This window comes from Sorangium sp. So ce281, from assembly GCF_051527395.1.
GTDB classification, from domain to species: Bacteria; Myxococcota_A; Polyangia; order Polyangiales; family Polyangiaceae; genus Sorangium; species Sorangium cellulosum_B.
The window spans coordinates 10,598,287-10,611,460 of sequence record NZ_CP150322.1 but is presented as its reverse complement, the minus strand read 5'-3'; the positions used below and the strand labels follow the sequence as shown (position 1 = coordinate 10,611,460).

General features: G+C 73.4%; 12 protein-coding genes. 4 read left to right on the top strand and 8 right to left on the bottom strand.

From position 1 onward, the window contains the following. The first annotated feature begins 138 nt into the window (after nt 1-138). Complete coding sequence (locus WMF27_RS40585) at nt 139-2,073, top strand: zinc-ribbon domain-containing protein (RefSeq protein ID WP_437943470.1); 1,935 nt, start codon at nt 139-141, stop codon at nt 2,071-2,073. A gap of 43 nt (nt 2,074-2,116) precedes the next feature. Continuing rightward, entirely contained in the window at nt 2,117-2,263 is a 147-nt protein-coding gene (locus tag WMF27_RS40580) for a hypothetical protein (RefSeq protein WP_437763539.1), read from the top strand. Nucleotides 2,264-2,278: 15 nt separating this feature from the next. Here the strand turns inward: WMF27_RS40580 and WMF27_RS40575 are convergent, their stop codons facing one another. Together WMF27_RS40575 and WMF27_RS40570 are read right to left on the bottom strand one after the other, a co-directional pair. Then, nucleotides 2,279-4,009, bottom strand: a complete 1,731-nt coding sequence (locus tag WMF27_RS40575) for a DUF3344 domain-containing protein (protein ID WP_437943469.1) — start codon at nt 4,007-4,009, stop codon at nt 2,279-2,281. Further along, the gene (locus tag WMF27_RS40570; RefSeq protein ID WP_437763541.1) at nt 4,006-5,838 is read right to left on the bottom strand and encodes an OmpA family protein; all 1,833 of its coding nucleotides are present in this window, start codon (nt 5,836-5,838) and stop codon (nt 4,006-4,008) included. The genes WMF27_RS40575 and WMF27_RS40570 overlap by 4 nt, the downstream gene beginning before the upstream one ends. 778 nt (nt 5,839-6,616) lie before the next feature. On the opposite strand from WMF27_RS40570, the gene WMF27_RS40565 reads away from it, so the two are divergent. Both WMF27_RS40565 and WMF27_RS40560 read left to right on the top strand, forming a co-directional pair. After that, entirely contained in the window at nt 6,617-7,165 is a 549-nt protein-coding gene (locus WMF27_RS40565; protein WP_437763542.1) for an HD domain-containing protein, read from the top strand. Nucleotides 7,166-7,607: 442 nt separating this feature from the next. Continuing rightward, nucleotides 7,608-7,994, top strand: coding sequence for an SPW repeat domain-containing protein (locus WMF27_RS40560; RefSeq protein WP_437763543.1), 387 nt, complete (start codon nt 7,608-7,610; stop codon nt 7,992-7,994). Between the two features lie 16 nt (nt 7,995-8,010). Here the strand turns inward: WMF27_RS40560 and WMF27_RS40555 are convergent, their stop codons facing one another. The 6 genes from WMF27_RS40555 to WMF27_RS40530 all read right to left on the bottom strand — a co-directional run bounded on the left by WMF27_RS40555 (nt 8,011) and on the right by WMF27_RS40530 (nt 13,164). Then, nucleotides 8,011-9,213: an exo-beta-N-acetylmuramidase NamZ family protein gene (locus WMF27_RS40555; protein WP_437943468.1), complete on the bottom strand. Its 1,203-nt coding sequence runs from the start codon at nt 9,211-9,213 to the stop codon at nt 8,011-8,013. Nucleotides 9,214-9,296: 83 nt separating this feature from the next. Next, a complete protein-coding gene (gene truA / locus WMF27_RS40550; RefSeq protein ID WP_437763545.1) occupies nt 9,297-10,175 on the bottom strand; it encodes a tRNA pseudouridine(38-40) synthase TruA in 879 nt (292 codons plus the stop codon). A 21-nt stretch (nt 10,176-10,196) separates the two neighbouring features. Then, complete coding sequence (locus WMF27_RS40545; protein ID WP_437943467.1) at nt 10,197-10,607, bottom strand: hypothetical protein; 411 nt, start codon at nt 10,605-10,607, stop codon at nt 10,197-10,199. Between the two features lie 10 nt (nt 10,608-10,617). Then, entirely contained in the window at nt 10,618-11,160 is a 543-nt protein-coding gene (locus WMF27_RS40540; protein ID WP_437943466.1) for an AgmX/PglI C-terminal domain-containing protein, read from the bottom strand. 314 nt (nt 11,161-11,474) lie between these two features. After that, a complete protein-coding gene (gene rsmD / locus WMF27_RS40535) occupies nt 11,475-12,020 on the bottom strand; it encodes a 16S rRNA (guanine(966)-N(2))-methyltransferase RsmD (protein WP_437763548.1) in 546 nt (181 codons plus the stop codon). Nucleotides 12,021-12,057: 37 nt separating this feature from the next. Next, entirely contained in the window at nt 12,058-13,164 is a 1,107-nt protein-coding gene (locus WMF27_RS40530) for a hypothetical protein (RefSeq protein WP_437943465.1), read from the bottom strand. Between the last annotated feature and the right edge of the window lie 10 nt (nt 13,165-13,174).

Below are 13,174 nucleotides of genomic sequence, written 5' to 3'. Positions count from 1 at the left end.
ATCATAAAAGAAGTCGCCGCCTTGATCGGCCTCGCGCCGTCCCGCTATTCTGCGTCGACCGACCGGGCCGCGTGATTGTGCGCGTGTGTGGTCGTTGAACCCATGCCCGCATGCCGGAACGGGAAGGGCGACAGTCGCATGAAGATTACGTGTGAGTCGTGCCAGGCCAAGTACACGATTGCCGACGAGAAAGTCGTCGGCAAGACGGTCAAGATCAAATGCAAGAAGTGCAACCACTCCATGGTGGTCCACGGCGCGAATGAGGCTGCCCCGGCCGCACCGCAGGACGCGACCGTGGAGCAGCAGGGCGCCCTGTCGGATGACGCCGAGGCGAAGCTCGTGGCCGACGTGGGCGGCGCGCCCGCGGCGGCGCCCGACACGTGGACCGTCAACGTCGCCGAGGGCGACGAGCGGACCATGACGACCGCCGAGCTCGTGGCCGAGTACGCGCGCGGAGGCCTGAGCAACGACACGTACGTGTGGAAGGACGGGATGGGCGACTGGCTGCCGATCGCCAGCGTCCCGGAGCTCAAGGAGCGCTTCTCCTCGCAGGAAGACGCGGCGCCCGCGCCCGCAGCCGCCGTCGCCGCGGCGGCGCCCGCTGCCGCGGCGTCCGCGATCGCGACGCCCATGCCCGCTGCCGCGGCCGCCCCTGCTGCAGCTGCGCCGGCGGCCGCAGCGGCTCCGGCCGCAGCGGTCTCTGCGCCGGCCGCCGCTCCGGCGCCTGCGGCTGCAGCTGCGCCGGTCCCCACGGCTCCGGCGGCTGCTGGGCTCAGGTTCGGGCCCGAGGGGACCGTGGTCATGAAGGACTCGCGGCGCGCCCTGAACCAAGCGGGGGCCGCGACCCCGGCGCCTGCAGCCGTCGCATCGGCGAAGGCCCCGGAAGCCGCGGCGCCGGCGATTCCAGCGGCCGCGGCGCCGGCCCCGGCCGGCGCACCGGCGCCGGCGGTCGCGCGTCGCGCGGCCCGGGGGGCCGCGGTCGACGTCTTCAGCGCCGCGGAGCGCGCCGAGGACCCCGCCGCGTCCTCCCCGCCGCCGGGCCTCGATCGCCAGGTGGGCGAGCGCAACGAGAACTCGGTCCTCTTCTCGCTCTCGGCGCTCACCGCGACCGAGAACGCGGCGGCGGCCAAGCAGAACGAAGAAGACGAGCTCCCGTCGGGCCGGCGTCCCTCGAACCGCCCCTCGAAGAACAACGGTCGAGCCGGCTATGACGACCTGATGAACCTCGGCGGCGGTCCCATCGCCTCCGCGCCGATGCTCGCGCCGCCGCCGTTGCTGGCGCCGGTGACGGACTCGCGGCCGCCTCCCTCGATGTCGCTTCCGTCCAAGGCGTCGGTGCCGCCCGCGTCGCTCTCGTCGCTCTCGTCGCTCTCTCCGCTCACGGCGCCGGAGGCCTCGACCAAGAAGGGCCGCACGGGTCTGATCGCGGCCGCGGTCGCCGCGGTCGTGCTGATCGGCGGCGTCGCCTTCTTCTTCATGCAGTCGCCGACGCCGGAGGCGTCGACGGCCACGCCGGAGCAGGCGAACACGGCCCCCGCCGAGGTGCCGAGCCCTGCGGAGACGGCGCCGCCGGCGCCGGCGCCGACGCCTGCCGAGACCGCGGCGGCCGCGACGCCGTCCACGGCGGAGACGGCGGCGCCGTCCGCGGAGCCCACCGCCAGCGCCGAGGCCCCGAGCGCCGCGACGCCTGCTGCCGCGACGCCCGCCGCGGCGACGCCTCCTGCGGCGGGGAAGCCGGCGTCCGCGCCCGCTGCCGCGGCGGAGAAGCCGGCGTCGAAGCCGGCGCCGGCGGTGTCCGGTGGCGCCGAGTTCAACCGTGGCGCCGCGAGCTCGGCGCTCGGCGCGGCCGCTGGCTCTGCCAAGAGCTGCAAGAAGGCCGGCGGACCGACCGGGACCGGCAGGGTCAAGGTCACCTTCGCGCCGAGCGGCAGCGTCACGTCGGCCGAAGTCCAGGGGGCGCCGTTCGCCGGGACCAGCGTCGGCGGCTGCGTCGCCAGGCTGTTCCGCAGCGCGCGGGTGCCTGCCTTCGGCGGGGGCTCGGTCACCGTCAGCAAGTCCTTCACCATCAACTGATCGCGGCCCGAGCGCGGGCGCGCCCGTGAGAGGGCGGAGCGCGTTGCTGGAGCAGCTCCGGCTGCGCTTCGACGAGCTGCCGCGGCCGATCGAGGCGCGCCTCCGCGCCGCCGGCGCCGCGCAGATCGAAGGCTGGACCGAGCGCGGGCTCACCGCGCCCACGCTCGACGACGCCCTGGTCGAGCGCTGACGCGGCGGTGATCGTCTACCCCCTGCGCCGCCGGCGGAGCAGACCCGCCAGCGCGAGCCCCGCGAGCCAGCCGGCGCTCCCATCCCGGCCCCGCGGGCTGGCCGCGCACGCGCCGAGCATGCCGCTGCCGGCCGCGTAGAAAGACTCCGGCTCCACGGCGACCTCGGTCGGCGGCGCGCCCGGGGCGTCGCCGTTGCCGTCCGTCGGATCGTCGCTGACCGGCGCGCCGAACGCGCCCGCCGCGGCGATCTTCGCCTGGTTCTTGATGAGGTCCGGCGCGTCCGCGTCGACCGTCACCTCGAAGCGCACCGTGACGCTGCCGTCGACAGGGATGCTCCCGCCTCGCGCGCTGTCCGCCCCATCCCCGAGCCAGAACGTGATGGTCCGCGTCGCGGGATCGTACTGCCCGAGGTCGTCGCCGGGCGCGTCCGTCTGGGGACCGGCGTTCGGCCCGTCGACGATCGACAGCGATCCAGGGACGAACGTCACCCCGGCAGGCAGCGCGTCCGTCAGCACCGCGCCCACGGCCTCGTCGTTGCCCGTGTTCGTCGCCGTGATGCGGTATTCGACGGCGTCCCCGCGGTAGGTCGGCAGCCCGCCGAGATCCGTGGCCACCTTGCTCGATTTGCTGAAATCAGGGCCATAGTTGGAGATCGACGTCACCCACCCCGCGAGGAAATAGAGCTCGTCCCGGCTCGTGGCGACGAGCGTGGCCCGATCGTCCCCCGGCTTGAGCTTCGCGCTGACATCCACGATGTCGATGTCGACCCCCGACATGCTCTGAGGCGTGCCCGGGATCCTCGGGAGATCGCCCTCCATCGACACCGGCTTTCCGAGCGCCGAACGGGTGCTGTTGAAGAAGTTGTCGGCGGGGTTCAGCTCGTCGCTCAGCGCCTCGGCCAGATCGGGCTTGCCCGGGTTCTTGGGGTTGAAGAACACGCTGTCGCCGGTGTTCGAGTTGTCGCCCTCGAACGCGACGATGCCCAGCTTCGCCACGAAGCCGGCGTCGGGCACCTTGAAGCCCGAGAGCTCGACCTGCTGCCATCCCACGTCGGAGACCCGGTCGAGCCCGTCGAACAGCGCGAGGTTGCGCATCGGCGATCTCGGCGCCTCGTAAAACACCACCATCCACCACGCCACGAAGGCCACGTCGTCGTCGCTGTCCCTCACGTCGACGACGTCCACGCCGCCCACCCGGTAAGCCCCGGCGCCGCTCTCCTTCACGATCGAGGTGATGTCGGCGACCGACTGGTAGTTGTGCGACTCGTTGGGTTTCCCCTGGTTGATCACCGTCTCGACCGAGTCGATGGCGGTCACCGCGCCGTCGTAGCCGCCCGCGTGGTGGAGCTCCACCTCCGTATCGGCGCCGGCGGCGTTGCGCGCGGCCCAGTACAGGAACGCGTGCGTCACCGCCGCCCCCTCGGGCAGCGCCAGCACCGCGGTCGTGCGCGCCATCTCCGGGGTGATATCGAGGTTCGCCTCCGCCCTGCCGTCAGAAGGCGAGTCGGACCTCCAGAAGAGATCGGGCCCCGACTCGACGGTCGACTGGCCGCAGGCGCCCATCGTGCCCTCCGTGGGCCTCGGCGTCGCGGAGCGGCACTCCTGCCCGAGCGAGCTCCCGATGAGGGCGAAGTCGCCCTGCTGATCGACCTGTACGCGCAGCTTGGGTTCGGCCGTCGCGCTGGCGGTCGTGAGCCCGATCAGCGTGAGGGACGCGAGCCCCGTGATGCTCAACTGCTTTCTCATCGATCCTCTCCGGTCTCGGCCTGCGGCGTGTACGCGGCCTTCTTGATGATGTTGAACTGGACTCGTCGGTTCCGCTGCCTCCCGGCTTCCGTCGCGTTGTCGTCGATGGGCTGCTCCCGGCCGTAGCCCTGTGCCGTCAGCCGCGTCGAGTCGATGCCGCGGCGGACCAGCGCCGCCATGACGGAGTTGGCGCGGTTCTGCGACAGGATCCTGTTGTGCTCCACGGTGCCGCGGTTGTCGGTGTGGCCCTGGATCTCGATGAGCACGATCTCCGGGTGCTCCTTCAGCACCTCGGCGACCTCGTCGAGCAGCGGATCGCTCACCGGCTTGATGGTGGCCTTGTCCGTGTCGAACTGCACCTGCTGGAGGATCACCACGTGCTTCTCGGTGACGCGCACCGCCTTCGGGCAGCCGTTCTTCTCCGGGTCCGGATCCGCGAAGCCCTTCTCCCTCGGGCAGGCGTCGACGTCGTCGCGGAACGTGTCGCCGTCGGTGTCGCGCGGGCAGCCGTTCTTCGCCGGATCCTTCGAGCGGAGCCCCTTGACGTCGGGGCACGCGTCCTCGGCGTCGGCGACGCCGTCGTCGTCCCGGTCCGGCGGGCAGCCGTTCTTCTTCGGGTCGTCGCTGCGCACGCCGGCGACGTCGGGGCAGGCGTCCTCGGCGTCGACGATGCCGTCGGCGTCGCGGTCCGGCGGCGGCGGCGGGCAGCCGTTCTTCTTCGGGTCGTCGCTGCGCACGCCGGCGACGTCGGGGCAGGCGTCCTCGGCGTCGACGATGCCGTCGGCGTCGCGGTCCGGCGGGGGCGGGCAGCCGTTCTTCTTCGGGTCGCCGCTGCGCACGCCCGGCACGCTCGGGCACGCGTCCTCGGGGTCGCCGATGCCGTCCCTGTCCCGATCGGTCGGCTGCTCCGGCGTGAAGGCGGCCATCGCGACGGCGCGCACGTCCGGCGTCCCGATGCCCGAGGTGATCCCCGGCCCGACGCCGATGCCCGCCTCCATGAAGGGCAGGAATCGATACCTCGCGTCGAGGAGGAGCTCCGCGTTGGTCGAGCGGCTGCTGATGTCCTCGAGCACCATCGCGGCGCTGAGCTCCGGCCCCACCTGGAGCCGGCCGTCCAGCGCGAGGAGCCCGACGCCGCCGCCCAGCGAGAGCATCGTCCCCTGCGCCACGCCGCCGAACGACTGGGAGCGCCGGACCTCGGTGCCCAGCGCGGTCGACCAGACGAGCCGATCCATGCGGCCGCCGGCCGCGACGTACGGCATCGCCCGGACGCTCCCGTCGCTCACGAACGAGTCGTCCGCGCCGGTCGGCAGCCAGAGGTAGGCGCCGACGGCGAGCTGGAACGGGTCATGGTACGATCCATGGAGCTGCAAGCGCGCGCCGAGCCGCACGTCGCCGAGCGCCGCGCCGCTCGGCGACGGGAACTGCTGGCCGCCGCCGCTCGGGCTGTCCCCGGACTGCAGCGCGGTGAGCGGCGCATCGAGGTCGACGCTCAGCTTGTTCCAGAGCGGGAGCGACGCGCCCAGGTGGAACGTGAGCTGATCGCTGACGACCGCGCCGATCTCGGCGCCGTCGCGCTCGCGCCGCAGGACCAGCGGGTTGCTCGCGTAATCGGCGAGCAGCATCACATGCGGTGTGAGGTGCCCTGCCACGAACGGCGACGGCACGCTGAACATGCGGTCCCCGGCCGGCGCCGGCACGAAGCGGCTCAGCGCCATGCCTCCGGGGTTGACCGGCGCGTCCTGCCCGTACGCAGGCGCGGGAAGGAGCGGGGCGACGACGAGGGCGGCCAGCGCGGCGGCGAGCGAGCGGAGAGGCCAAAGTCTCATGAGGTGGCACCCTGCATCGGCGGGTTTCGCATGACGATATAAGACGCTGTCGCGGACGAGTATACAGGTCGGCAAGTGCGGAGTCTTGAGCAACGAGCGACGTCGTCGGCATGTTCGTAGGACTTGCGCGCACCTCCCCGGACCATTCCCCGACCATTCCGCGCCACCCCCAGCGCATTCCCCGATCCGCTGAACGAACGAGGGGCGATCGCGCGCGCGCGGCGCGCGCTCCATCCGCAGAGACGCCGCCGCGAGCGGGCGTGCCGAGCGCGCGGAGTCGACCTCGTCGAAGAGCGGATATCCCGCGCTGCGCGCCGGACGACTGGCAGAGAGGGACCGTCGAGTCGCAGAGAGGGCCGGGAGACCCCCTCTCGTCGCGGCGGCCCCGGCGCGATGCGGTCCGACTCCAGGGTCGGTCGCTCCAGCCGTCCTCGCGAGCGGCCAGCGCGACGGCGCGACCGCTCCGGCGCCCCGTCGCGCTGGCGCGAGGCGGGCGCGCGGGCCGGCAGCGCGACGGGGCGCCGGCGATGCGGCGGCGCGCCGCGCCCCTCGCCCGGCGCGCCCGTCGTGGCGCCTGCCCGCCGCGCAGCCAGCGCCCTCGGCGCGCGCCGCTCACCGGGCTCGTGGCGCGCCGGGCGCTCGAACCGACGCGGCCTTCGACGGCGAGCCTCGAGCGGCGCGGGGTCCGATCCGGATGGAGGACCTGCCGGACGGCACAGGGGGCGCTCGGGCGCCTGCGCTCTGGACGCCGAGCGGCTATGGTTGGCGGGACATCGCGATGAGCACCCTCCTCAAGCGTGCGCTCGACCAGGCGGCGGTCTGGCATCGAGCCCAGAAGCGCAAGTATCCGAACGCCGACGTCCCCTACATCAGCCACCTCGCCGGCGTGGCGGTCCTGCTCGCGCGCCACGGCTTCGACGAGGAGGTCGTCGCGGCCGGCGCGCTGCACGACGCCATGGAGGACCAGGGCGTCACGTTCGACGAGCTGAGCCAGCGCTTCGGCGATCGCGTCGCCACGCTCGTCCGCCACGTGACCGAGCAGGACAGGGCGCTGCCGTGGGAAGACCGCAAGCGGCTCTATCTCGAGGCGTTCCCGAAGAAGCCCTGGGAAGCGCAGGCGATCACGCTGGCTGACAAGATAGACAACTTCCAGTCGATCATCGTCTGCGCGCGCGAGCACGGCGATCCGTGGTCGATGTTCAAGCGCGGCAGGGACATGCAGATCGCGAGGTTCGAAGAGCTGCGCGCGATGTGCCGCGGCCTGCGGCCGCACCCGCTGCTCGACGAGTACGGGGCCGTGCTCGACGAGCTCCTGTCGACGGGCTGAGCGCCGGATCCGCCGGGGGCTCGGCGACGCGCTCCGGGGCGTCGGGCTCGGCGGCGAGCGGAGCTCCGCCCGCGGCCAGGAGATCGTGGAGACCGAGGCCTCGGAGACACGGTGTGTCTCGAACGTGCACGACGTGACGGCGACGCGCGCCGGACCCCGGAGAGGCCCTCTCGGGGCTGCGCGCTCGGCGAGAGCAAGCGTGAAGGGGCCAGAGCTCCCGTGAGCCACCCTGCCCCGCTCCGTGCCGGATCGGGCTCACTCGCGCCGTCCGCTCCCTTCTTGTGAGCACGACGAGCACCCCTCCTACCCGTCCCGGGCGAGCGACAACCACCCTGATCCTGGCCGGCGCTGCGTTCCGGAGCGGCCGGGGCGCGCGCGTCGACAGCCGCTCACCGGCACATGCGATGCACCGGGTGAGGGGAGCTCCTCCAAGGAGGCACCGATGAAGCTTCTATCTCCCCGCCACCATGGATACGTCGATTACGCGATCGTCGTCCTGCTCGCGCTCGCGCCGCTCGCGCTCCGCCTCGATCCGGTGCCCACGGCGGTCTGCTACGTCGCCGCCGTGGCGCACCTCGTCGTGACGCTCCTGTCCGATCAGCCGCTCGGCGCCGCCAGGATGATCCCGTTTTCGGTGCACGGCGCGCTGGAGACCTCCCTCGCCGCCGCGCTCCTCGCGTCCCCCTGGCTGTTCGGGTTCTCCGCAGAGCTCCCGGCGCGGACCTTCTTCGTGGTCACCGGGCTCGCGCTCGTGCTCGTCGCCCTCGGCACGAGGTACTCGACCGGCGCCGCCTCCCGGCAGGCGCCGTACGACCGCTACGACCGCTGAGCCGCGCGGGCGGCGCTCAGCAGGCGGAGACGGCCGCCTGCGCCTCCCGCATCACCTCGGGCCAGGCCGGATCCGCGCGCGACACTTCCATGGCGATCGCCAGCGGATCCTCGCCGGCCGCGATGGCGAGGCGCGCGGCAGCGGAGCCGGTGAGCAGATCGAAGGCCGGGATCGTGTCGACGTACTCGTACCGCTCGGTGCGGAAGCGGAACTGCTCGGGCTGCTGCCTGCAGGCGAACGCGATGAGCGCGACGTACGTCGCGACCGGGCGGAAGGCGCGCGGATCGGTGACGTGGATCTGGACGCCGCCGCAGGTCTTGCCCGCGTGCTTCTGGAAGGTGGGCCGGAAGGTGAGCGGCCGCGCGACGAAGCCCGGCAGCGCCGTGGACGCGAGGCGCGCGGCGAGATCGCGGCCGTCGAGCCAGGGGGCGCCCACGATCTCGAACGGGCGCGTCGTGCCGCGGCCCTCCGACAGGTTCGTCCCCTCCAGCAGGCAGCCGCCCGGGTAGACGAGCGCGGTGTCCGCCGTCGGCATGTTGGGCGACGGCAGGACGAACGGGCGATCCCACCCGGACGCGAGCGCCTCCCGGCGATGACCCTCGACCGCCACGACCTGCAGCCCGCAGGCGACGTCGCCGAGCGGGATGCCCTCGCGCCGCGCGAAGAGCGCGACCAGCTCGCCCACCGTGAGCGCGTGGCGGATGGGCACCGGCTCCAGGCCGACGAACGACAGGAACCCCGGCGCCTGCGTCGCGCCCTCGACGCTCTCCGCCGCGCCCCCGAGGGGGTTCGGCCGGTCGAGCAGCACGACGTGCACGCCCGCCGCGTGGGCCGCCCGCAGCGCGAGGAGCGCCGTCCAGACGAACGTGTAGTACCGCGCGCCGACGTCGGCGAGATCGATGAGGAGCACGTCGATCTGCGCGAGGTGCGCCGCGGAAGGCGAGAGATCCTCGAAGCTTTCGCCGTACAGGCTGACGATGCCCGCGCCGGAGCGCGCGTCGACGCTGCTCATCACCGTCGCCATGTCCTGCGCCTCGCCGCCGTAGCCGTGCTCCGGGCCGAAGAAGAGGCACGGGCGCAGGCGGAGGCGCTCGAGGACGAAGGCGATGTGGGTCAGCTCGCGATCGACGCTCGCCGGGTGCGCAAGGACCCCCAGGCGAGTCGAACGGAGGCGCTGGAGCTGCGGAAGATCCGGGAGGCGGTCCAGTCCGACGTGCACCTCGCTGTGCTACCAAGGCCAGCGCGGGCCGTCCATGTGTCCGCGTTGGATTCTGTGTGACGCGCGCGCGGCGACGGGGGGCGTCACTGCTCGGGGGCGCTGTCCGCCGGCGCGCCGGGGTCCATCGGCGCGGCGTCGTCCGCCGAGCCTCCGTCGGAAGGCCCCGCCGGCCAGGCCTCCTGCCCGTCGTCGCGCAGGTGGATGCGCTCGAGGTAGAGCCCGTCCGGCGGCGCCGTGATCCCTGCGTCGCGCCGGTCCAGCGACGAGAGCGCGCGCGCGATCGCGCCGGGCGCGAGGTGGCCGCGCGCCACGTCCATCAAGGTGCCGACCAGGATGCGCACCATGTTGTGCAGGAACGCGTTCCCCTCGACGTCGATCCGCACGACGCGCGGGTCCGCGGGATCGAGCGACAGCTCGACGCCGTACAGCGTCCGCACCGTGGTCGTCCGCTCGTCCGCGCTCGTCCGGAACGCGGCGAAGTCGTGGGTGCCCTTCGCGGCGAGCGCCTCGGCGCGCGCCCGCTCGATCGCCTCGTCCGTGATGCCCTCGACCCGCCAGGCGCGACGGCTGAGGAACGGGTCGCGGACCAGATCCCGGAGGACCAGGTAGCGGTAGCGCTTGCGGAGGCTCTCGAAGCGCGGCGAGAACCCGAGGCGCACCACGGCCGCGCGCCGGATCACGATCTCTTCCGGGAGGTGGCGCGCGGTCGCGAGGACCCAGCCGCGCGGCGGCAGCGGCGCCGCCGTGTCGAAGGCGACCCGCTGGTCGCGCGCGTGGACGCCCGCGTCGGTGCGGCTCGCGCCGCGGATCTCGCGGATGCCGGGGTCGATGACGCGCAGCGCGCCGAGCAGCTCTCCCGAGACCGTGCGCTGGTCGCGCTGGCGGGCGAAGCCCGCGAACGGGCGCCCGTCGTAGGCGACCGAGAGCAGGATCCCCCGGCTCGAAGCGGCGCTCCTCGCCACGGCGCGATCGACGCGCGCGGCCTAGCCGCCGCTCCCCCCGGCGCCGCCCGCGCCGCCCGCGCCGCCGGCACCACCCGCGCCGCCGGCACCACCCGAGCCGCCGCTTCCCCCGTCGCCGTCCGAGCCGCCGTCGCCGCCCGTGCTGGCCGAGGAGGTCCGCGACGCATACCCCTTGACGCACTCCGGGTTGACGAGGCCCTCCGCGTTCTTGCAGCACTCCTCAGGGGCCGCCAGCTGGCCATTCACCACGCAGGACGGGAGCTGATAGCAACCGTCCGGATCGGTCTCGATTCCCTTGTCGGCGTCGAGGTTGTTGTCACAGAGCGCCGTGGTCCCTTCATCGACGTGGCACGCGGCGCTCTGCAGGACGAGCGGCGCGAGCGCGAGCGCGAGGAGGAGCAAGCTGGCCATCCGGGGGGGGAGCGTTCGCATCGGCTGCTTCCTATTGCTTGATGGTGAAGTTGATCGGAACGTTCACCACGACGCATCCGCTCTGCGGCGGAGGCAGTGATTTGCCGCGGAAACGTCCCAGGACGCAAGACGCAATCTCGCCCGACCCCACCGTGTCGTTGAGGATCGAGGCGCTGCACACCGCGCCGTTGGAGGCGACCTGCACGCTCACCGTCAGCTTGCCGGAGACCTCCGAGGTGCGCAGCGCGCGGTTATAACAACCCTGCGCCGAGCGAGCGAGCCCCAGGACGGCGGAGTCGAGCGCGGGCGAGGTCGCGCCGTCGCCGCACTTGCCGGAGCAAGGCGACTTGCCGGTGGTGGCCGGGCCCTGCCCCGAGGTGACCTTGCCGGCGTCCACGCCGGCGTCCTCGAGCTCCTCGACGGGCGGCGGCGGCGGGGGCGCGAACAGCGGCGGAGGCTCCGCGGGCCTCGTGTCCGCGGGGACAGCGGCGGTCGGCGCGGCGGGCGGCGTGGCCGGCTCCGGGCGCAGCTTCCAGTAGAGCAGGCCCGCCATGAGCGCAGCAAGGACGACCATTCCCGCGATGTAAGGCCCAGGGCCGCCGGATTTTCCCGGGATCTGCTGGGATGACGGAGGCATCGATGCGGACACGTTGAGAAGTCCTCCCGGAGAGACGCGCGAGGTCCGGCCGCTTCGGCGGGACCGTCGTGCGCCGGAGCCGAGACGCGGGCGCGTCCGGCGGGGCGAGTCTACAAGGGCGGGCAGGGAAGCGCGCCAGGAAACTGGATGCGCCCCGGATGAACACGACAGCGCTGCGCGGCGCGGAGGGCTGCCCGCGCGTGGCTGGCGCGCAGGCGGCTCAGCACGCGTGGCTGGCGCGCGCAGGCGGCTCAGCGCGTGTAGAACGACACCGCGGTGTCACCGTAGGCGCGGCTCGCGGCGCAGGTGAGCCCGGCGATCTCCGGGGAGGGATCGCGGCGCGCGTGCTCGAGGACGAGGCGCCCCTCCGGGGCGAGCAAGCCGAGCGGGCCGGCGAGGCGCGCGGCCGCGGCGGCGGCCCTGGCCAGGACGGCGTAGGGCGGATCGAGCAGGGCGAGGTCGAAGGGGCCCTCGTCGCGGAGCAGATCGAGCGCGCGCTCGACAGGGAGCGGGACGACCCGCGCCGCCTCGTCGAGGCCGAGCGCGGCGAGGTTCTCGCGGAGCACGGCGAGCGCGGGGCGGCCGCTCTCGACGAAGACCGCGCGCCGCGCGCCGCGCGAGAGCGCCTCGATGCCGAGCGCGCCGGTGCCGGCGTACAGGTCGCAGACGACCGCGCCGGTGACGTCGCCGAGCGAGGAGAAGAGCGCCTCGCGCACGCGGTCCGCCGTCGGCCGCGTGCCCTCGCCGCGCGGCGCGGCGAGCCGCCGGCCGCCGAGCCGGCCGGCGATCACCCGCACGGTCGGCCCCCCGTCATCGCAGCCAGCGAGGCAGAGCTCACCAGCGGTACGTCACGTCGACGCCGCCGCCGCCGAGGCCGACGCTGGGCTGCACGCTCCAGCCCGTGCGCTCCGCGGTCTGGCCGTCGCTCGTCACGAGCAGGTACGCGCCGACACCCGCGGACGCCACCGCCAGCGGGTAGAAGACGTACTGGAGCGCCATGAACGTGTCGGCCCTCTCGCAGAGCTCGATGCCCTTGCGGGCCGTCTTCGCGTCGGCGGTGAAGTCGTCCTGGATGGCCCTGCGGTTCTCGAGCGCGCAGACGTCATCGACGTTCTCCGTGAACAGCCCTCGATAGGCCATGTACCGCGCGTCGTTCTGGATGCTCGCGACCTGGACGGAGCTGATGACGGCGACGGAGCCGAACACCGCCCCGGCGCCGAGGCCGATGAACCCGCCCATGCGCTTCCAGTTGGTCCGCGTCGATTCGGCTGGCATCTGGCTGAGCGCGACGTCCGTCGTGGCGACGGGCAGGACCACGACCGACGCCTGGGAGTCGAGGAAGCCGGCCGACTTGACGCGCACGTCGTGCGGCCCGGCCGTGACGGTGAAGGTCGCCTCGCCGTTGTGCACGTTGCCGGCGGGCTTTCCGTCGATGAAGACGCTCGCCTGCGCGGCGCCCGTCCTCACGCGGAGGGCCCCGCTCGGCGGCCCGCCGGTCAGCGTCGCGATCGCCTGCGCGGCGATCTTGCGGAGCGGCTCGTCGTTGGCCTCGGTGAGGTTCGCGCTGTACTTCACCGGCACGCTCGATTCGGGCTTGCCGCGGGTCCAGAGGTGCAGCTCGCCCTCGACCTCGGTGTCGCTCTTGCGGAGCATGCCCCAGATGTAGCGGTCGCTCTTGATCTGGTCGGCGATGCGGGCCTGGCAGCCCGCGTCGGGACGATCGTCGCACTGGAGGGAGAGCGTCAGGACCTCGAGCGAGAAATCCTCCTCGCTGACCGACCACCCCGGGGCCTCCTTGATGGCGGAGCGGAGCGCCTGGGTCAGCGCGCCGGCCTGGTCGTAGGCGTCGTCGGTCCGGAGGACGACGACGGTGATCGGTAGGGCGGTGGGCGACGGCTCCGCCGCACGGGCGGCGTTGCTGCAGGCGAGGAGGGCCACCACGGCAGCGAGA

What these genes read in the sequence shown, in the direction of transcription:
- WMF27_RS40585 (WP_437943470.1), top strand. Translation starts at nt 139, where the DNA reads ATGAAGATTACGTGTGAGTCGTGCCAGGCCAAGTACACGATTGCCGAC.
- WMF27_RS40575 (WP_437943469.1), bottom strand. Translation starts at nt 4,009, where the DNA reads ATGAGAAAGCAGTTGAGCATCACGGGGCTCGCGTCCCTCACGCTGATC.
- WMF27_RS40570 (WP_437763541.1), bottom strand. Translation starts at nt 5,838, where the DNA reads ATGAGACTTTGGCCTCTCCGCTCGCTCGCCGCCGCGCTGGCCGCCCTC.
- WMF27_RS40565 (WP_437763542.1), top strand. Translation starts at nt 6,617, where the DNA reads ATGAGCACCCTCCTCAAGCGTGCGCTCGACCAGGCGGCGGTCTGGCAT.
- WMF27_RS40560 (WP_437763543.1), top strand. Translation starts at nt 7,608, where the DNA reads ATGAAGCTTCTATCTCCCCGCCACCATGGATACGTCGATTACGCGATC.
- WMF27_RS40545 (WP_437943467.1), bottom strand. Translation starts at nt 10,607, where the DNA reads ATGCGAACGCTCCCCCCCCGGATGGCCAGCTTGCTCCTCCTCGCGCTC.
- WMF27_RS40540 (WP_437943466.1), bottom strand. Translation starts at nt 11,160, where the DNA reads ATGGTCGTCCTTGCTGCGCTCATGGCGGGCCTGCTCTACTGGAAGCTG.